The sequence below is a fragment of the Sulfurimonas sp. genome (genome assembly GCF_047622445.1).
Classification (GTDB): domain Bacteria; phylum Campylobacterota; class Campylobacteria; order Campylobacterales; family Sulfurimonadaceae; genus Sulfurimonas.
This window is the reverse complement of the sequence record NZ_JBLHOE010000001.1, coordinates 25,457-42,993: the sequence shown is the minus strand read 5'-3', so window position 1 is coordinate 42,993 and position 17,537 is coordinate 25,457. Positions and strand designations below refer to the sequence as shown.

General features: G+C 34.1%; 19 protein-coding genes. 8 read left to right on the top strand and 11 right to left on the bottom strand.

Annotated elements, in window-relative coordinates; translation table 11 throughout:
- Window positions 1-2: 2 nt before the first annotated feature.
- Complete coding sequence (locus ACI9TV_RS00220) at window positions 3-1,388, bottom strand: FAD-linked oxidase C-terminal domain-containing protein (RefSeq protein WP_415248740.1); 1,386 nt, start codon at window positions 1,386-1,388, stop codon at window positions 3-5.
- Window positions 1,352-2,170 carry a plasminogen-binding N-terminal domain-containing protein gene (locus ACI9TV_RS00215; protein ID WP_415248739.1) on the bottom strand — a complete coding sequence of 273 codons (819 nt, stop codon included), beginning with the start codon at window positions 2,168-2,170 and terminating at the stop codon, window positions 1,352-1,354. Before ACI9TV_RS00215 ends, ACI9TV_RS00220 begins: the two co-directional genes overlap by 37 nt.
- Window positions 2,171-2,281: 111 nt before the next feature.
- Between ACI9TV_RS00215 and ACI9TV_RS00210 the strand changes: the two genes are divergently transcribed.
- Both ACI9TV_RS00210 and ACI9TV_RS00205 read left to right on the top strand, forming a co-directional pair.
- A complete protein-coding gene (locus ACI9TV_RS00210) occupies window positions 2,282-3,478 on the top strand; it encodes a peptidoglycan DD-metalloendopeptidase family protein (protein WP_415248738.1) in 1,197 nt (398 codons plus the stop codon).
- The gene (locus tag ACI9TV_RS00205; protein ID WP_415248737.1) at window positions 3,468-4,034 is read left to right on the top strand and encodes an NUDIX domain-containing protein; all 567 of its coding nucleotides are present in this window, start codon (window positions 3,468-3,470) and stop codon (window positions 4,032-4,034) included. The genes ACI9TV_RS00210 and ACI9TV_RS00205 overlap by 11 nt, the downstream gene beginning before the upstream one ends.
- 77 nt (window positions 4,035-4,111) lie before the next feature.
- Here the strand turns inward: ACI9TV_RS00205 and ACI9TV_RS00200 are convergent, their stop codons facing one another.
- The 3 genes from ACI9TV_RS00200 to ACI9TV_RS00190 all read right to left on the bottom strand — a co-directional run bounded on the left by ACI9TV_RS00200 (window position 4,112) and on the right by ACI9TV_RS00190 (window position 7,032).
- Window positions 4,112-5,959 carry a primosomal protein N' gene (locus ACI9TV_RS00200; protein WP_415248736.1) on the bottom strand — a complete coding sequence of 616 codons (1,848 nt, stop codon included), beginning with the start codon at window positions 5,957-5,959 and terminating at the stop codon, window positions 4,112-4,114.
- A 13-nt stretch (window positions 5,960-5,972) separates the two neighbouring features.
- Window positions 5,973-6,443, bottom strand: coding sequence for a type II secretion system protein (locus tag ACI9TV_RS00195; protein WP_415248735.1), 471 nt, complete (start codon window positions 6,441-6,443; stop codon window positions 5,973-5,975).
- A 130-nt stretch (window positions 6,444-6,573) separates the two neighbouring features.
- Window positions 6,574-7,032: a type II secretion system protein gene (locus tag ACI9TV_RS00190; RefSeq protein ID WP_415248734.1), complete on the bottom strand. Its 459-nt coding sequence runs from the start codon at window positions 7,030-7,032 to the stop codon at window positions 6,574-6,576.
- A 183-nt stretch (window positions 7,033-7,215) separates the two neighbouring features.
- Here ACI9TV_RS00190 and flgB point away from each other — a divergent pair, with 183 nt between their 5' ends.
- The 4 genes from flgB to ACI9TV_RS00170 all read left to right on the top strand — a co-directional run bounded on the left by flgB (window position 7,216) and on the right by ACI9TV_RS00170 (window position 10,279).
- Window positions 7,216-7,647 (top strand): flagellar basal body rod protein FlgB, encoded by a 432-nt coding sequence (flgB, locus tag ACI9TV_RS00185; RefSeq protein ID WP_415248733.1) that lies wholly within the window; start codon window positions 7,216-7,218, stop codon window positions 7,645-7,647.
- Between the two features lies 1 nt (window position 7,648).
- Window positions 7,649-8,143: a flagellar basal body rod protein FlgC gene (gene flgC, locus ACI9TV_RS00180; protein WP_415248732.1), complete on the top strand. Its 495-nt coding sequence runs from the start codon at window positions 7,649-7,651 to the stop codon at window positions 8,141-8,143.
- Between the two features lie 74 nt (window positions 8,144-8,217).
- A complete protein-coding gene (gene fliE, locus ACI9TV_RS00175; RefSeq protein ID WP_415248826.1) occupies window positions 8,218-8,511 on the top strand; it encodes a flagellar hook-basal body complex protein FliE in 294 nt (97 codons plus the stop codon).
- 7 nt (window positions 8,512-8,518) lie between these two features.
- Window positions 8,519-10,279 (top strand): peptidoglycan D,D-transpeptidase FtsI family protein, encoded by a 1,761-nt coding sequence (locus ACI9TV_RS00170; protein ID WP_415248731.1) that lies wholly within the window; start codon window positions 8,519-8,521, stop codon window positions 10,277-10,279.
- Here ACI9TV_RS00170 and panC read toward each other — a convergent pair.
- Window positions 10,256-11,077 (bottom strand): pantoate--beta-alanine ligase, encoded by an 822-nt coding sequence (gene panC, locus ACI9TV_RS00165; RefSeq protein WP_415248730.1) that lies wholly within the window; start codon window positions 11,075-11,077, stop codon window positions 10,256-10,258. The two genes, ACI9TV_RS00170 and panC, sit on opposite strands and share 24 nt — an antisense overlap.
- 53 nt (window positions 11,078-11,130) lie before the next feature.
- Between panC and prfB the strand changes: the two genes are divergently transcribed.
- The gene (gene prfB / locus ACI9TV_RS00160; RefSeq protein ID WP_415248729.1) at window positions 11,131-12,228 is read left to right on the top strand and encodes a peptide chain release factor 2; all 1,098 of its coding nucleotides are present in this window, start codon (window positions 11,131-11,133) and stop codon (window positions 12,226-12,228) included.
- A gap of 61 nt (window positions 12,229-12,289) precedes the next feature.
- Here prfB and ACI9TV_RS00155 read toward each other — a convergent pair whose 3' ends face one another.
- On the bottom strand, window positions 12,290-12,619 hold the full coding sequence (locus ACI9TV_RS00155) for a hypothetical protein (protein ID WP_415248728.1): 330 nt from the start codon (window positions 12,617-12,619) through the stop codon (window positions 12,290-12,292).
- Window positions 12,620-12,683: 64 nt separating this feature from the next.
- Here ACI9TV_RS00155 and ACI9TV_RS00150 point away from each other — a divergent pair, with 64 nt between their 5' ends.
- Window positions 12,684-13,397 carry an arginyltransferase gene (locus tag ACI9TV_RS00150; protein ID WP_415248727.1) on the top strand — a complete coding sequence of 238 codons (714 nt, stop codon included), beginning with the start codon at window positions 12,684-12,686 and terminating at the stop codon, window positions 13,395-13,397.
- Here the strand turns inward: ACI9TV_RS00150 and ACI9TV_RS00145 are convergent.
- The 4 genes from ACI9TV_RS00145 to rpsL form a co-directional block, all read right to left on the bottom strand.
- Window positions 13,394-14,071, bottom strand: coding sequence for a hypothetical protein (locus ACI9TV_RS00145; RefSeq protein ID WP_415248726.1), 678 nt, complete (start codon window positions 14,069-14,071; stop codon window positions 13,394-13,396). The two genes, ACI9TV_RS00150 and ACI9TV_RS00145, sit on opposite strands and share 4 nt — an antisense overlap.
- A gap of 112 nt (window positions 14,072-14,183) precedes the next feature.
- A complete protein-coding gene (fusA, locus tag ACI9TV_RS00140) occupies window positions 14,184-16,274 on the bottom strand; it encodes an elongation factor G (RefSeq protein ID WP_415248725.1) in 2,091 nt (696 codons plus the stop codon).
- Window positions 16,275-16,466: 192 nt separating this feature from the next.
- Window positions 16,467-16,934 (bottom strand): 30S ribosomal protein S7, encoded by a 468-nt coding sequence (gene rpsG, locus ACI9TV_RS00135; protein ID WP_415248724.1) that lies wholly within the window; start codon window positions 16,932-16,934, stop codon window positions 16,467-16,469.
- A 201-nt stretch (window positions 16,935-17,135) separates the two neighbouring features.
- Window positions 17,136-17,510, bottom strand: a complete 375-nt coding sequence (gene rpsL, locus ACI9TV_RS00130) for a 30S ribosomal protein S12 (RefSeq protein ID WP_415248723.1) — start codon at window positions 17,508-17,510, stop codon at window positions 17,136-17,138.
- Window positions 17,511-17,537 lie beyond the last annotated feature (27 nt).

The following is a 17,537-nucleotide window of genomic DNA, read 5'->3' as shown; positions in this document are numbered from 1 at the left end:
TCCTAGTTTAAACCCATCTTAGCAGGGTTTAGAATATTGTTTGGATCAAATGCCATCTTAATAGACTTGAAAAGGTTCATCTCTTCATCTGTAAATGCCATATGCATATAAGGAGCTTTTGCAAGACCAATACCGTGTTCACCAGATAATGTTCCACCTAAGTCAATAGTAGCCTGAAAAACTTCTTCTATAGCTAAGTATGCAATTTTTACTTGTTCTGGATCTTTACCGTCTACCATTACGTTTGTATGCACATTTCCATCGCCTGTATGACCAAAACATGGAATATTAATGTCATATTTTTCAGCAATAGCATAAAACTTTTCAAGAAGTTCAGGAAGAGCTGAGCGAGGTACAGTAACATCTTCATTAAGTTTTTTACTTCCGTAAACAGTTATAGACTGTGAAGCATTTCTTCTTGCAAACCAAAGGTCAGCTGCTTCTTTATCATCTTTTGCAATTTTAAATTCAGTACAACCATTTTCTTTGAAAACTTTTTCAATTTGAGCAAGCTGAAAATTTAAATCATCTTCAAGGTTTCCATCAACATCTGTTACAAGTAAAGCACCAGCTTCAACAGGTAAACCTTTATTATAAGTTTGCTCAACTGCACGGATTGTTAAATTATCTAAAAACTCCATTGCAACTGGAGTAATTCCACTTGCCATTGTTTTATACACTGCTTCCATTGCCTCTGAGACACTATCAAAAATTCCCATAGCTGTTTTTGTCATCTTAGGTTTTGGAATAAGCTTTAAAGTAATCTCAGTTAAAACTGCCAATGTTCCTTCTGAAGCTATTAAAATACCAGATATGTTATATCCAGCTACATCTTTAATAGTTCTCTTACCAGCTTTAATGAGATCACCATTTGGTAAAACTGCACGTGTAGCCATTACATAGTCTTTAGTAATTCCATACTTTGCAGCACGCATACCACCAGCATTCTCACTTACGTTTCCACCTAATGTAGAGTACTCTTGAGATGCTGGATCTGGTGGATAAAATAACCCCACCTCTTCCACTGCACGTTGTAAGTCCATGTTGATAACACCAGGTTGTACTATAGCAACCATATTTTTCATATCAATTTCTAGAATTTTATTCATGTGTTTCTCAAAACCAAGAACTATACCACCAGCACTTGGTAGTGCACCACCAGTAAAACCACTACCAGCACCACGAGGAACAATAATGACTTGGTGTTCGTTACAGTATTTTAAAATTTTACTAACATCTTCTTCATTTCTTGGAAACACAACTGCATCTGGCTCAAAATGCTCGCGTGTAGCATCATAAGAGTATGCTATTAAATGTGCTTTATCACTATAAACGTTCTCTTGTCCTACTATTAAAATAAATTGTTGTAAATGCTTTTGATCGACCATGAGCTTTCTCCTTCTTCTGTTATATTTGATTTCATTGAACAAATTCTTTGAATTTCTTTGTTACTTGGATTATTTTGGATTAACATATTGCAGTAATAAGGCTCATACTCTTCAAGTATATCGCTTCCTTCTCCAAACCATGCAGCATCTATCTCATAAATACGGCTATAAAACGGTAACTGAACTTTTGTTTGATTTAAAGCAGCATCACTAATGTTAATAACCTTCATACTTTGTGCATCAACTGTAAATAATTTTTGGTGAAGATAGAAAAAAATCAGCCCTATTGAAGTTGCATTACTCATAGCTAAAAAATCAGATTCTAAAGGTGTTGGATGCCCATTAAATGAAAGTATCGTTGTAAAAATATCTGGGTGAAGCCAATGCACTTGCTTTGTAGCCTTAGTGATTCTATAATATATCTCTTCATTTGGTGCAATTAAAAGTGCTCTTGTGTATCCATAAGCGAGTATTGCAATATCTCCAACCTCAACATCCCAATTTCCAGTAGGCAGAGAATTTTGTAAAAGAGAGTCAAACTTCGCCATTTTTAAAGTGGCGATACCAGTTGCTTCATTGTAGTCCACTACTTCAAGGCTTTTTAAAATCGAACTTGTTCTTTGAGATAATCTATGAACTAGAAAACCACTTACTCCAATATCTATTTTATTTACCTTGATAGTGACTACATTATTTACGTTATCAACACTCACAATTGGTGCCTTAATAACTCCCGCAAATAAACCTAGTGTAAAAATCAAAAATAAAGTAATTTGCTTCATCAATTTTCGTCCTGTTAGTTGTAATTTATAATGTGATTATAGCAAACAAATCTCAGACTAAGGCAAATTTTGATAGAGTTTGCTAAATATTTAATTCTAGGTTCAAGATATATGTTAAGACTTTTAGTACTTTTTTTGACACTCACCTCTCTTTACAGCGCAGACGTTGAAGATTTTCTTTGGGAAAATGGCCTAACATACTCTGACTTTTTACAAAACAATGCTTTACCAAGGAAGCCTTTACTCGATAAGCTTGATGTAGATGACAGAAGACTTGTAGAAGAGATTCGTGCTGGAGTTCACTGTAACTACCTTAAAGATAGAAATGGTGAAATTGTACAAGTTTTAATTCCTCTCAATGATGAACTTCAAATCCATATCTATAAATTTGAAGATTCTTATAAATTTGAAGCTATCCCCATTATAAGTGAAACAAGAACAGATACTTTTACACTCAAAATAAAGTCAAATCCGTCCATAGATATAAAAAATGAAACCGGCTCAATCAATCTAGTTTCAATATTTCTTACAGGATTTGGAACGTCACTTGACTTTACTGCTTTACGCAAAGGCGATGATTTAGTGATGATTTATGAGCAAAAGTACCGTCTAGGAAAACCTTTTTCTATGCCTACTTTAAAGGCCGGAATGGTTGAGACTAATAATAATCCTCATTATATTTACCTTAATGACGATGGACGTTACTATGATGAGAAAGGTACACAAATTGAAAGCTTCCTACTCGCTCGTCCTGTAAAGCATGCTCGTATCTCTTCAAGATTTACTAAAAGAAGATTCCATCCAATTCTAAAAAGATGGAAGGCACATTTAGGGATGGATTATGCTGCTCGCCGAGGAACTCCAGTTGTAGCCGCAGGAAACGGAACAGTTACTTATGCAGCGAGAATGGGGAGTTATGGAAAACTCATCAAACTTCGTCATAAAGATGGCTACGAAACAAGATATGCACACTTAAAATCTTACCGTCGCGGGATAAAAAGAGGCAAACGTGTTAAAAAGGGCCAAACTATTGGCTATGTTGGAACAACAGGACGCTCAACAGGACCACATCTACACTTTGAACTTAGAAAACGTGGTCGTGCAATTAACCCTGCAAAAAGAGTGCAGTTAACGACAAAAAAACTTAAAAACAAGGAAAAAAAAGCCTTTGTTAAACTCTCTACAAACTACAACCAAAGTATAGCCCTTCACCTACAAAATGAAACAAAATATATCAAACAAAGAAAAATAGACAATTCGTGCTATTTTAACTACACAAACGAAAAGAAAGAATGTGTTGTTAACTAAAATAGATTCTATCTCAGAATTAAAAAATCCTAAATTTATCAAGCCAATACTACTTAACTATACTCTGGGTGGCAAGAAAAAAATTTGGGAGACTGTTATAGCTCATGATAGTGTAGCAATTTTATTATGGCATGAAGAGAAACGCTCTTTTATCCTCGTGAAACAATTCCGTGCACCTGTTTTAAATGCGAATAAACGTGATGGAATGATGTATGAATTATGCGCCGGTTTAGTAGATAAAGAAGCTTCAAATATCCAAATAGCAAAAGAAGAAGTCCTAGAAGAATGTGGTTATGACATACCCCTTGAAAACTTAAAAAAGATCAGTACTCATTACACAAGTGTTGGAATCTCCGGAACACAACAAACATTCTACTATGCAATATGTAACGAATCAATGAAAGTGAATGATGGTGGCGGTCTTATAGAAGAAGATATAGAGGTTATTTATATTCATATAGATGATGCAAGAAAATTTATGTTTGATGAATCTTTCCAAAAAACACCAGGAATGCTCATGGCCTTTTACTGGTTTTTTGACAATATAAAAGTGTAAGTAAAATTAGAAATATTTATATATATTCAAGGCGCAAACAAGGAAGCATACTTATAGTATGTGAAGATTTTTAATTTTTAGCCAAATTCTATAGGATCCATATCTATCTCGCATAAGGGTACTTTAGTCGCAGTTATAGCTTTAATTAAGTCTGTACTTTTATCTGAACGAAGCAATATCTCGAATCGATATTTATTTGCAACTCTCTCAATCGCACACTTTCCATATCCCACTACTTCAATATTTGGCATATGTAAAAGATATTCGTGCATTTTGTGCATTGTTTCTTGTGCTTTAGCTCCATTTTTATGAGAAAATAACACTCTGCATAATTTTTTAAACGGTGGATATAAACCTTCTCTAAAAAACTTCTCTTCTTCTAAGAAACCTTCATAATTTTCTATATACATAGAAAAAAAGTCTTCATTAAAACTTTGTACTAAAACTTTAGCATTTTTTGCACGTCCACTACGTCCCGCAACTTGGATGAGAGAAGATAAAGCTTTTTCTCTTGAGCGATAATCACTCATGTTTAGCATATTGTCCATTCCAAGAACTACTGCTAAAGTTACTCCATGGTAATCATGTCCTTTACTTAGCATCTGCGTTCCAACGAGAATATCTGTTTCATTGTCATTAAAACGCTTGAGTGCTTTTTTTAGTTTTGCTTGTGTAGTAATAACATCACGGTCAAACTGTTCCACCCTTAAATCTGGAAATTCTTCAGAAATATTTTTAACAGCCTCTGCTGTTCCAAGACGAGAACTAGTAAGATTAGCACTTCCGCATTCGCAACACACTTGAGGAATAGCTTGCGTAAAGTTACAGTAGTGACACTTCATAGAACGAGTTTTTTGGTGAATACTCATCCCAATACTACAAAAAGCGCACTCATATGTATGTCCGCAATCTCCACAAATAAGGTATTTAAAATTTGCACGAGTAGGAAGGAAGACTATGGATTGTTCTTTTGCTTTTGTAGTTGCTTCAAGAGCATTCATAACTAAAGGAGATAAGCTCTCAGCACTTTTCTCGTACACAAATTCTTTTTGAGATGAAAAATGGCCACCCTTTAATCTGACATGAGGAAACTTTACATAGGAACTTAAACTCGGCGTTGCGGAACCTAAAACTACAGGTACATCATAAATTTTTCCCATATAGATTGCGATATCTCTAGCATTATATCGTGGTCGAGAAGACGATTTATAACTATCGTCATGTTCTTCATCCACAACAATTAGGCCTAAGTCTTCTATAGGTAAAAACAAAGCAGAACGGGGACCAGCGATGATATATGCTTTACCACTTCGTATCTTAGCCATCGCTTTTTTCTTTTGTAAAGGTGTAAGTTTGGAGTGCCACATTACAACTGCCGCGCCAAAATGCTCTTCTAATCGTAAACCCATTTGTGGGGTTAAAGAGATTTCAGGCATAAGAAAAACAGAGCGTTTTGAAAGAGCCAACTGTTCTTCAAATAACTTCATATATACTTCTGTTTTACCACTTCCTGTGTCACCAAAGAGTAATGAGACTTTATGTTTTTTAAGATAATCTAATGCTGTATTTTGCTTATGAGAAAGTTCTATTTTGGATTCAGCAATGTCCTCAGTGTTATCTAATTGATCTGCATATTCTAGTGAATAAGGAACCATCAAAGAAAAAGCATCCCCTAAAGAACATATATAATATGTAGCAATAAACTTTGCTAATGCTATCTGTTTTATAGAATAATAGGACTTACTTTCATAACTAAACTCTGTGACTTTAAAATCAGGTTCTTCACATTCTAAAAGTATAACACCAGAGCACTCTTTTTTTCTTAATAAAACACTAACCAGAGTGCCACATTCTATTTTGAGTACTGAGGCATACGTTAGTGGTTCTAATGGTGAAGCAATGAAAGCTATTTTATAAAAATACAATTATGTATAATACTTAACGTGTTAATAATTTACAATTAGAATCACTGTAATCACAATCAAATCTTCCTGTTGTAGTGTTATAGTCAAACTGTACAGTTGTAGTCTTACTCATATAAAAGTTATATCTATTAGCGGCTGTTTTCATCCAACCCCCAGATTCTGATTTTGAGTACACTGGATATTGTAAGATTTGGATATCATCTGTTCCTGTACCATTACCATCAAAAAGCTCAAGATCAATTGTGTTATATGTAGTTGTGTCATCTAAGAACGCAGGAAAAGCAGTAATACCTTTAATAAGATTACTTTGTCTTTCATTTATAATCCCAGATCTTATAGAAGATATCGTAGCCATACCTCGTGCTTGATTTGCATCATCAGTAAAACCACTTAATTTTGGAATAGCTACAGCCGCTAAAATCCCAAGAACTACTATAACAAAAACTAGTTCTATCATGGTAAAAGCGTATTTTGATGTTCGCATGAAAAATCCTTTATGCATTATTTTAACATCTATTTGATTATTTAAATTTGAAGTTTAGGAGTTTGTTCTTTGAAGGTATAATTTTTCACGATGTATTCCCAAGTAAAACTTGGGAATTAAATAAGAACTATTATAAGTAGTTACTACCATTATTAATGAGAGTTCTTGCTTCAGCAGCTGTTTTAGCATTTGATGAAACATCTCCTACTAAACAACTATATGGAACTGATCCATTTCCATCAATAAAAAATATATGCACATTATTTGTTGCATTTGATAAAGAGGCTGTTAAACTAGAAGCACTAACTGCATTAATTTTTGCTGTTGGTAGCTGTCCGTTTGTATGTCCAGTCCAATCAGTTGGAATTTCCACAAATTTACTTAAATTAACATCAACGATTGAATCGCCATGTCTAACTGAGTAAGATAAGATTGAAGTTTTTAAGTTAAGACAAAAATTTTCATTTGCATTTGCAAGTTGTGCATCATCTTTAACTGCTGAAAGTTTTGGAACTGCAACCGCAGCCAAAATACCTAAAATAACGATAACGAAGATCAATTCGATCATTGTAAAACCAGCTCTTTTCATAAGAACTCCTTAATTATATAAAATATGACTACTCTAGTAGCCGTAAACACATTATGGATCACCTTATCTAAATTGTTGCTTAATGTAGATATGGTTTCATTATATTTATATTTGTAACTTAAATGAATCTTTATGGAATAATATTTGCTTTTAGAATTTTAACTATATAAAAAGGAGTACATAATGGCACTTTCAATATCCAGAACGCATGGTCTTATATCTGATGCTCTTGACTACAGAGCAGCCCGTCAAGATATGATTGCTTCAAATATTGCTAATGCTGATACTCCTTTTTATAGACCAAGAGACATAAGTTTTGAGGATGCGCTTGCAAAAAAAGCAGCTGACCTACAAAAGAATGATAAGACTACCTTAGCTCTTGCTCAAACAAACAACCAACATTTAAAACCCCAAGCTCAAAAAGCTGACTACAGACCTACAACTTTTTTTAGAGATGGTCACATGGCTAGAAATGATGGAAATAGTGTTGACCTAGATGTAGAAACAACAGAAATGAGTAAAAACTCAACTATGTTTAACGCACTCATCCAAGCAAATAAAAAATCCGGTGGCATTTACAAAAGTGTAATTGACGCTTCACAAAAGGTAAACTAAGATGAGTAACTTCTTAAATAGTTTTGATATTTCCGGATATGGACTCTCAGCTCAAAGAGTTCGGGTAAATACAATCTCTTCAAACATCGCTAATGCACAGACTACTCGTACAGATGAGGGTGGACCATACAGACGTAAAGAGGTTGTTTTTAAAGCGATTGATTTTAATGAAGTCTATAACAAAGCTCTAGGAAACAGTACTAAAAGTGCCAAATATCAAGACCCTTTAAAAGAGGGAGATTTTGGCAAAATAGTTAATCCTGCTATAATGAGTGTAATAGTTGATAAAATATCACGTGATGACAGTGAGCCAAAGTTAAAATTTGATCCACAACATCCAGATGCCGACACAAATGGTTATGTTGCATACCCAAATATTAATCCTGTGATAGAAATGGCCGATCTAGTAGAAGCAACACGTTCATACCAAGCGAATGTTTCTGCATTTCAAAGTGCTAAAGATATGGCAAATTCAGCTATATCGTTAATGCAATAAGGAGGAGAGTAAGAATGTTTATATTATGTATCGATAACTCTCCTTGTCAAGGAGAGTAGATTATGAGTACTACTATGATTAATGGTTTAAAAGCTCCTTCTACCGCGGACCTTTTAAATCAAAAGGCAAAATCAAACACAACCGGTGGTGAAGCATTTGCTGAGCATCTTAAATCTGCTATTGGTGAAGTAAATGAGCTTCAAGTAAAAAGTGAAGGTGCAGTAGCAGATTTAGCAACTGGACAAGTAAAAGATCTTCACCAAGCTGCAATGGCGATTGGTAAAGCAGAGATAAATATGAAATTAATGCTTGAAATTAGAAATAAAGCACTTAATGCATACAAAGAATTAGGTCGTACACAGTTATAATAACCTTATGGTAAACGAAAACAAAAGCAAAAAAATATTACTTCTTTATGGCCTCATTGGTTTAGGCTTTTTAGTCTTTCTTGGTGTTATGCTTCTTACAAGTTTAAAATCCCGTCATCTTCCATCTCTTTATACTCATAAAAGTTCCAAGTCTGAACGTGGAAGTATCATTTCCGCAGATGGTTTTCACATAGCTACTACAAAAAAACTTTATAAAGCAGTTGTAAACAACTACTATATAGACCCACAAAAAGAAGAACTTTTTATAGAGCTTTTTAGCATTTACTCTGGAATTGATGCTAAAGAAGTAAAAAAAAGACTTCATAAAAGAAAAGGAGTAGTAGTTCTTAGCTACCTTGTTCCAGAAAAACAAGCCCAGTATCTTAAAAAATTAGCCTATGAACTGAGACGATACAAAGTATTTATAGAAATCAAAAACGAAAGAACTGGTTTAAGAGCTATGCATGGTCTGAGTATCATTGAGAGTGGCGAGACTAGGCTCTATCCATATGGGGATGTACTCACACCAATTATTGGCTATGCCCATAAGCAAGAAGATGATGGATATACCCGGATAAAGGGAATAAAAGGTCTTGAAAAAAGATTTGATATTGAACTTTCATCCAGACAAGATGGGTCTTCACGTGGTAAACGTGATGTAAACTCTTATATTATTCTCAACAAAGATAGTTTCACTAAGCCAAACCTCAACGGAATGGATATAAAACTTACTATACCAATAGCTTTACAGATTAAAATTGAAAGAATGTGTTCACTTATGAAAAAAGAATTACGAGCAAAGCAGGTTATGCTCGCTGTTATGAATTCTCAAACAGGAAAAGTTTTAGCCATGGCTAGTTCTAACAGGTTTTTGCCAAAAGCCATCAAAAAAAGTGATTACCCATCTTTAAATAGTGGTATGATAGAGTATAGCTTTGAGCCAGGAAGTGTAATTAAACCCATTACCTTCGCCTTACTTTTAGATAAAAAAAAGATTAATCCATATGATTTGGTAAATGGCCATAATGGTAAGTATAAAATTGGTAAAAAAGTTATTACAGATGAGCATAAATTTGCTTGGTTATCTGCTGAAGATGTAATCGTTCACTCATCTAATGTTGGTATTGCACAACTTGCTCAAAAACTTAATGGACAAGAGTTTCATGAGGGACTAAAAAGTTTTGGCTTTACAGAGAAATCTACTCCAGATTTAATCTATGAAAAGTCAGGCTCAGTCCCAAGTATTAATCGGCTCAATAAGAAAATTTATAAAGCAACAAGTTCTTATGGTTACTCCATGCGTGTAAACCTTATGCAACTTATGCGTGCATACAGTGCGTTTAATAATAATGGCCGGATGATAAAGCCTCAGCTAGTTGAGAGTTTTATTGATGAATTTGGGGCAGTAACAAAACTAGAAAATGAAGAGGCTATACAGATCATACAAAGTGCAACTGCTGCGAAAATGAAAAAGATTTTAGTTAAAACAGTTACTAAAGGTACCGGTACAAAAACTATCACAAAAGGCTTAACAGTTGGTGGAAAAACTGGGACCGCTCACATAGTTGAAAAAGGTAAGTATGTCAGAAAGTACAATACTGCTTTCATGGGATTTGTAAATGATAAATATATAAACCTGACCATGGGTGCCATTGTAGTACAACCTAAGAAGAGCCAGTTTGCTTCTCAAACTGCTGTTCCTACATTTAAAAAAGCTATTGATATTTTAGTCGAAGATGGATACTTAAAGCCAGATATTGTCGAGTAATCTCGTAGTACCTACTTTAACTTCTACTAAAACTATAGTATTTCCTATCTCTATAGTTTGTATCTGCTCAAAATCACGGTTCACTATCGCTACGTAAAAAACTTCTAAAGTATGAAGCGTTTCTCTCATTTTACTTTCTATTACCTTAGTATCAGTAAGTCCACGATTTACCATTCCAAAAGCAACTTGAAGAGAACTAGATATTTTCAGAGCCTCAATTCTCTCTTCTTTACTCAAGTAAGCATTTCTGCTACTCATCGCTAAACCATCACTCTCACGCATAGTATCCATAGCAATAATATTTACATTCATAAAGAGTTGCTTTACCATTAAGGATATTAGGTTAAGTTGTTGCGCATCTTTTTTACCAAAATATGCATTTGTTGGATTAACAATATTTAAAAGTTTATTTACAACCGTGAGTACTCCATTGAAATGTCCAGGACGACTATAACCTTCTAATATATATCCTCTTACGTTAGGAGAGAGTACACTCACTTCATCTTTTCCATAAATATCATCAGCATGAGGGAAAAATAAAATATCTACGCCACTTAGTTCACATATTTTTTTGTCTGCATCATCTTTTCTTGGATACGTTGATAAATCTTCACCTTCTAAAAACTGTGTAGGATTTACAAAGATGGAAACTACAACAAGCTCATTGTTTTTTCGAGCTTCTTTTATTAGAGAGATATGTCCTTCATGTAAAGCCCCCATAGTTGGAACAAAGCCTATCGTTTTTCTATTTGTTTTTAAATACTCTTTTAAGTCCAATGGAGTGATAATAATCTTCATTTTAAGTCCCAATATAATATAATCTTGAAATTATACACTATTGGATTACTATTATGGATAACTATGAATATACAGAGCTTTTAAAAAATATAACACTTAAGATTGCTAATATTACAGGTGTAGTTGAACCTGAAAAAATTCAAAATAGATTAGACGAGATAGAAAACTTAGAAAGTGATCAAGATTTTTGGAATGATGCAGATTATGCCGCGAAGATTCAAAAAGAAAAAACACAACTCCAAAGAAAACTAAATAAATATAACGTAGCAAATGACGCTGTAAATGATGCAAATGAACTTTACGAGATGGCAAAAGAAGAAAATGATGAAGAATCAATAACTTCTCTTTATGATGATGCCCCAAGTTTAGAAAAACAAATTAGAGATATGGAGATTGAGGTTCTTTTGAGTGGAGAGAGTGATGCAAACAATGCAATCCTTTCAATTCACCCAGGAGCAGGCGGAACTGAATCGCAAGATTGGGCAGAGATGCTTCTTAGAATGTATAAAAGATGGGCGGAGAGACGTGACTTTAAAGTTGAAATACTTGATTATCAAAAGGGCGAAGAAGCTGGTATAAAAGATGTTTCTATCATCATTAAAGGCGAAAATGCGTATGGATACCTCAAGGTTGAGAATGGTATTCACCGTCTTGTTCGTATTTCACCGTTTGATTCTAATGCAAAACGTCATACATCTTTTTCTTCTGTGATGGTTTCACCAGAAGTTGATGATGATATCAATATTGTCATTGAAGATAAAGATATACGGGTAGATACGTATAGGGCAAGTGGTTCAGGTGGACAACATGTTAATAAAACAGAATCTGCAATTCGCCTTACTCACATAGAAACTGGAGTTGTAGTCCAGTGTCAAAATGATAGAAGCCAGCATAAGAATAAAGCTACAGCTATGAAAATGTTAAAATCTAGACTCTATGAATTAGAACTAGAAGCACAAAAAGCAGAACAAGACGGAATCTCTAAAAGTGAAATCGGTTGGGGACATCAGATTCGTTCTTATGTAATGCAACCTTATCAACAAGTTAAGGACACTAGAAGCAACGAAGCACTCTCAAACATATCTGGAATACTTGATGGAGATATAGACGCTATGATAGAGGGAGTGTTGATTTCAATGAACAAGTCGTAATATGATTTCTTGCGTAAGTATGAGGGGAATCCTCATTTATAAAAAATAATATCTCTCTACTCTAAGTATCTTCTTTTTTAGGTATAAAGCTATATCCTAAAAAACCCACACCAAATACCATTACTAAAATAGTCATATATTGCATTTGTTTTGTTTGTGTGTCCTTTAGCTTTTCTAAAAATTTTGAATCATCTTTTTTAGGAGACTTAAAATTACTTGAACTTTTCCCTTTTGCACTAGCTTCCATTCTTGCAACTCTTGCAGCTGCCTTGTCATTTTGACTTAAGCCTTCTTTTGGGATAGTCCAAAAATGTACTGCAAAACCAATAATTAACATCAGCGCACCTAAACTTCTGAGTATAATAATTTTGTATTGTAAAAAATAATTCATACTTTATTCACCTTATTTATGCTCTGTTACTTCTATATTAAGCAAATTATGTCAAAATTCGCGTATGAATCTACTTAAAGAATTTTCCCTAAATGATAAATGTTCCTATCTTGATAATAAAGAACAGACTACACATTATAAAATTATTAACAATTGTTCTGCAGAAACTACCCAAGAATTAGTTGAACGTGGGTATCGAAGATTTGGTAAAATGTACTTTAGACCAATTTGTGCAGATTGTCATGAATGCCAAAGTATCAAGATTGATGTTGTGAATTATTCCTTTTCAAAATCTGAGAAGCGCGTTATTAAAAAAGCAAATAATTTAAATATATATATGCAAACACCCTCTCTTACTCAAGAGCATCTAAATTTATTTGATAAATACCATCGTTTTATGCAAGAAAAAAAAGACTGGAATTTCCAAAATGTTACTGCAGATCATTACTATAACTCTTTTGTTACTGGACATGCAGAATACGGAAAAGAAGTACTCTACTTTCATGAAGAAAAATTAATAGGAGTTGATCTCATAGATATACTTGAAGATGGGATATCTTCTATCTATTTTTATTATGATCCAAGCTATTCGCATCTTTCACTAGGAAAACTTTCCTTATTGCAACAAATCCAATATGCTAAAGAAGTTAATAAAAAATGGATTTATCTAGGCTATTATGTACAAGACTGCCCTTCTCTTAGCTACAAGGCTAATTATAAGCCATATACTACGCTGCAAGGTCGTCCATCTTTGGAAGATGAATATATATGGACTTAGTTAAATAGCTCTTTCTCTTGCTCTTGTCTAATCTTTGTTTTTTTTGCTTTTAGTTCATCTGAGAGTTTTTTATCTAATGCTTCTTCATCTAATTTATCATTTTTTCTAAGTCTCGCTATTTTTTCTTCTTGAAGATTTTTTTTTGCTTTTTGCTTCCATCTATTTTTGTTTCTTCTAGCTTCAGCTTTATCTTTATCTTCATCTAAATATATTTGTATAATACCATCTGGATTAATATCTTTTTTATGTACTTTGTAATAATTCATAATTATTTTTCTATTGAGTTTTGTATCAATTAACTTACTATTAACAATATTAATAAATAAAGAAGTATCTTTTGTATCTAAAGCTAATTTCAAAGTACTTTGTGCACTTCTAAGAAAATAATCATTTACGTTTTTATGTTTACGTAATTGGTGTAAATAATCTAACTTGATGTTCGAATGATTACCTGATTCTACGTCATATCCAAGTTTTTTTGTCTTTTTTACATTTGCTATGTAGTTATCAATTTTATCAGCATAACTCGCATAATGTTTAAGAGCTTTCAGCTTTTTTATATGTACTGCATTTACATAAACTTCATCTCCTAAAGCTGCATAAACCTTTGGATTTGCAGTTTCTAATGCCATTAATAAAACAGATAATAGGCTTGTAAGTAGAAAAAATTTCATTAATGTCCTTTATGAAATTATATCAGAAAATTGTTATAAGTAAATTGAGTAATAATTGGAGGGGATAAAAAAGAATGATACTCCAAAAGGAGTATCAAGAAAAGATTAAAGACTAACCATTTCTCTTTTTCTGAATTTCTTCAGAAACAGCTCTTGGAACTTCAGAATAATGATCAAATTCCATAGAGTATGTAGCACGTCCTTGAGTAGCAGAACGAAGGTCAGTTGAATAACCAAACATTTCAGAAAGAGGAACGTGAGCATCAACGATTTTACTACCAGCACGGTCACCCATAGAGTTGATTTGTCCACGACGTCTGTTAAGGTCACCGATAACATCACCCATATTTTCTTCAGGAGTTTCAACTTCAACTTTCATCATTGGCTCTAGAATTGCAGGTTTAGCTTTACGACATGCTTCTTTGAAACCCATTGATGCAGCAAGTTTAAACGCCATCTCATTTGAATCAACATCATGGTAAGAACCATCATAAAGAGTAACATCAATATCTTCCATTGGATAACCCGCAAGAACACCATTTGACATTGCTTCTTCACAACCTTTTCTAACAGCTGGAATAAATTCTTTAGGAACAGATCCACCTTTAATAGCATTTGTAAATACAAATCCTGTATCTGGCTCACCTGGTTTAACAGTAAGATAAACATGACCAAATTGACCACGACCACCAGATTGTTTAGCATATTTGTACTCTTGATCAACTTTCTCTTTAATAGACTCTCTATAAGAAACTTGTGGAGCACCAACTTCAGCTTCAACTGAGAACTCACGTCTCATACGGTCAACAAGAATTTCAAGGTGTAGTTCACCCATACCAGAAATAATAGTTTGACCAGTTTCTTCATCAGTATTAACTCTAAAAGATGGATCTTCCGCAGCTAGCTTAGATAAAGCAATACCCATTTTTTCTTGGTCAGCTTTCGTTTTTGGCTCAACTGCAACAGAAATAACTGGTGCCGGGAAGTCCATTCTCTCAAGAACAACTTTTTCCTCACCTTGACATAAAGTGTCACCAGTAGTTGTAGCTTTAAGACCAACAACTGCACCGATTTCACCAGCATAAATTTCTTTAACTTCTTCACGTTTAATAGCGTGCATCTTAACGATACGGCCAATTCTTTCTTTTTTATCTTTAGTAGAGTTATGAACGAATGAACCAGATGTTAATGAACCACGGTAAACACGAATAAATGTAAGAACACCAACAAATGGATCTGTCATAATTTTAAATGCAAGTGCAGCAAAATCGCCTTCATCAGTTGAAGGAACAGCTACTTCTACTTCTTCATCATCCATTAATGTACCCATAATTGCTTCTGATTCAACAGGTGAAGGTAAGTAAGCAACAACAGCGTCAAGTAAAGTCTGAACACCTTTGTTTTTAAATGCAGTACCTGGAGTCATTGGAACAACAGCCATACCAAGTGTAGCAGCTTTAATTGCAGCAGCGACTTCTGCTTCTGTGAAATCTCCACCATCCAAGAATTTCTCAGCGAAGTCATCATTACCATCAACTTCCGCAAGAGTTTCCATCATTTTTTCTTTGTACTCTGCAGCTATCTCTTGTAAAGAATCACGAATATCTTGAACATGGTAGTTAGAACCCATTTCAGCATCTTGATCCCAAACAATTTCTTTCATAGTAACTAAATCTACAACACCTTCAAATTCAGCTTCCGCACCAATTGGAAGTTGAATAGGCATTGGGTTACCTTTAAGACGATCTTTAATTTGACGCTCAACTTCGTAGAAATCTGCACCAGTTCTGTCCATTTTATTAACAAAAACAATTGAAGGAACCTTATAACGGTTACGTTGTCTCCAAACTGTTTCTGATTGAGGTTGAACACCACCAACAGCACAAAATACTGAAACAGCACCATCAAGTACACGCATAGAACGCTCAACTTCAATAGTAAAATCAACGTGTCCCGGAGTATCGATAATATTAATCTGCTTACCAGCCCACTCACAAGTAGTTGCAGCAGAAGTAATTGTAATACCACGTTCTTGTTCTTGTTCCATCCAGTCCATAGTAGCAGCACCATCATGAACTTCACCGATTTTATGTTCAACACCAGTATAGAAAAGGATTCTTTCTGTTGTTGTTGTTTTACCTGCATCAATATGTGCAGCAATACCGATATTTCTTACATCATTAAGTTTGTGACTTCTTGCCATAGTTTAGTACCTTGTTTAGTTAGTTCAGAGATAAGCTCTTTTATAAATAAAAAATATTTACTTACAAAAGAGCTGTCAATATTAGGGTTGTTAACATCAAAATTTACTTGTAAATTTAAACCTTATTCAAAATAAAGCTAAGTGTTAACGCAGTTAAGGGAATTACTTCCCTTAGCGTTGGAAAACAGTATTCTACCAGCGATAGTGAGCAAATGCTTTATTAGCTTCTGCCATTTTATACGTATCTTCTTTTTTCTTAAATGCATTACCTTTATCAGATGATGCATCCATGAACTCATTAGCTAATCTCTCAGCCATAGTTCTTTCATTTCTCTTGCGAGCTGCGTCTATTAACCATCTAAGTGCTAAAGACTGTTGACGTACCGGGCGTACTTCTACTGGAACTTGGTAAGTAGCACCACCAACACGGCGACTTTTTACTTCTATAATTGGTTTAACGTTTTCAATAGCTTCATTAAATGTATCAATACCAGTTTTTTCACCACGAGAGCTAATGATATCCATTGCACTGTAGATAATTTTTTCTGCTATAGACTTTTTACCATCTAACATTACTTTGTTTATAAATTTCGTCAGCATTTTGCTTCCATAAACTGGATCTGGCATAACTGGACGAGTGGGAGCTTTTCTTCTTCTCATTGTTTTTCCTTCAATTGTTTTTCAAATTTACTCAGAGAATATATGTTCTCTGTCATCACTTCTTAATCCTAAGATCAATACTCAATGAATTTATTCAGCTCTCAGACACTTTATACGAAACTAATTCGTGAGCTCACTGCTGTAGTGAACCAAGTGCTATCATAGTAAACCGGACTAAGTTCGGGTTACGTATTAATTAGATTATTTTTTTGGACGCTTTGCACCGTATTTAGAACGAGCAACCATACGACCAGAAACACCAGCAGTATCTAATGCACCACGAACGATATGATACTTAACACCAGGTAAATCTTTTACTCTACCACCACGTACTAATACGATTGAGTGTTCTTGAAGGTTATGACCCTCTCCACCGATATATGAAATAACTTCAAAGCCAGATGTTAATCTAACTTTTGCAACTTTTCTTAAAGCCGAGTTAGGTTTTTTTGGTGTAGTCGTATAAACACGAGTACATACACCACGACGCTGTGGACATGATAAAAGAGCAGCAGATTTAGATTTTTTAACAACCCTTTTACGCTCTTTACGAATCAATTGATTGATTGTAGGCATACAATTCCTTTTTACTTAAATTTTCCA

Bases quoted from the DNA above. Each gene is read 5' to 3' on its own strand.
- ACI9TV_RS00220 (WP_415248740.1), bottom strand. From the start codon at position 1,388: ATGGTCGATCAAAAGCATTTACAACAATTTATTTTAATAGTAGGACAA.
- ACI9TV_RS00215 (WP_415248739.1), bottom strand. From the start codon at position 2,170: ATGAAGCAAATTACTTTATTTTTGATTTTTACACTAGGTTTATTTGCG.
- ACI9TV_RS00210 (WP_415248738.1), top strand. From the start codon at position 2,282: ATGTTAAGACTTTTAGTACTTTTTTTGACACTCACCTCTCTTTACAGC.
- ACI9TV_RS00195 (WP_415248735.1), bottom strand. From the start codon at position 6,443: ATGCGAACATCAAAATACGCTTTTACCATGATAGAACTAGTTTTTGTT.
- ACI9TV_RS00190 (WP_415248734.1), bottom strand. From the start codon at position 7,032: ATGAAAAGAGCTGGTTTTACAATGATCGAATTGATCTTCGTTATCGTT.
- flgB (WP_415248733.1), top strand. From the start codon at position 7,216: ATGGCACTTTCAATATCCAGAACGCATGGTCTTATATCTGATGCTCTT.
- flgC (WP_415248732.1), top strand. From the start codon at position 7,649: ATGAGTAACTTCTTAAATAGTTTTGATATTTCCGGATATGGACTCTCA.
- fliE (WP_415248826.1), top strand. From the start codon at position 8,218: ATGATTAATGGTTTAAAAGCTCCTTCTACCGCGGACCTTTTAAATCAA.
- ACI9TV_RS00170 (WP_415248731.1), top strand. From the start codon at position 8,519: ATGGTAAACGAAAACAAAAGCAAAAAAATATTACTTCTTTATGGCCTC.
- panC (WP_415248730.1), bottom strand. From the start codon at position 11,077: ATGAAGATTATTATCACTCCATTGGACTTAAAAGAGTATTTAAAAACA.
- prfB (WP_415248729.1), top strand. From the start codon at position 11,131: ATGGATAACTATGAATATACAGAGCTTTTAAAAAATATAACACTTAAG.
- ACI9TV_RS00155 (WP_415248728.1), bottom strand. From the start codon at position 12,619: ATGAATTATTTTTTACAATACAAAATTATTATACTCAGAAGTTTAGGT.
- ACI9TV_RS00150 (WP_415248727.1), top strand. From the start codon at position 12,684: ATGAATCTACTTAAAGAATTTTCCCTAAATGATAAATGTTCCTATCTT.
- ACI9TV_RS00145 (WP_415248726.1), bottom strand. From the start codon at position 14,071: ATGAAATTTTTTCTACTTACAAGCCTATTATCTGTTTTATTAATGGCA.
- fusA (WP_415248725.1), bottom strand. From the start codon at position 16,274: ATGGCAAGAAGTCACAAACTTAATGATGTAAGAAATATCGGTATTGCT.
- rpsG (WP_415248724.1), bottom strand. From the start codon at position 16,934: ATGAGAAGAAGAAAAGCTCCCACTCGTCCAGTTATGCCAGATCCAGTT.
- rpsL (WP_415248723.1), bottom strand. From the start codon at position 17,510: ATGCCTACAATCAATCAATTGATTCGTAAAGAGCGTAAAAGGGTTGTT.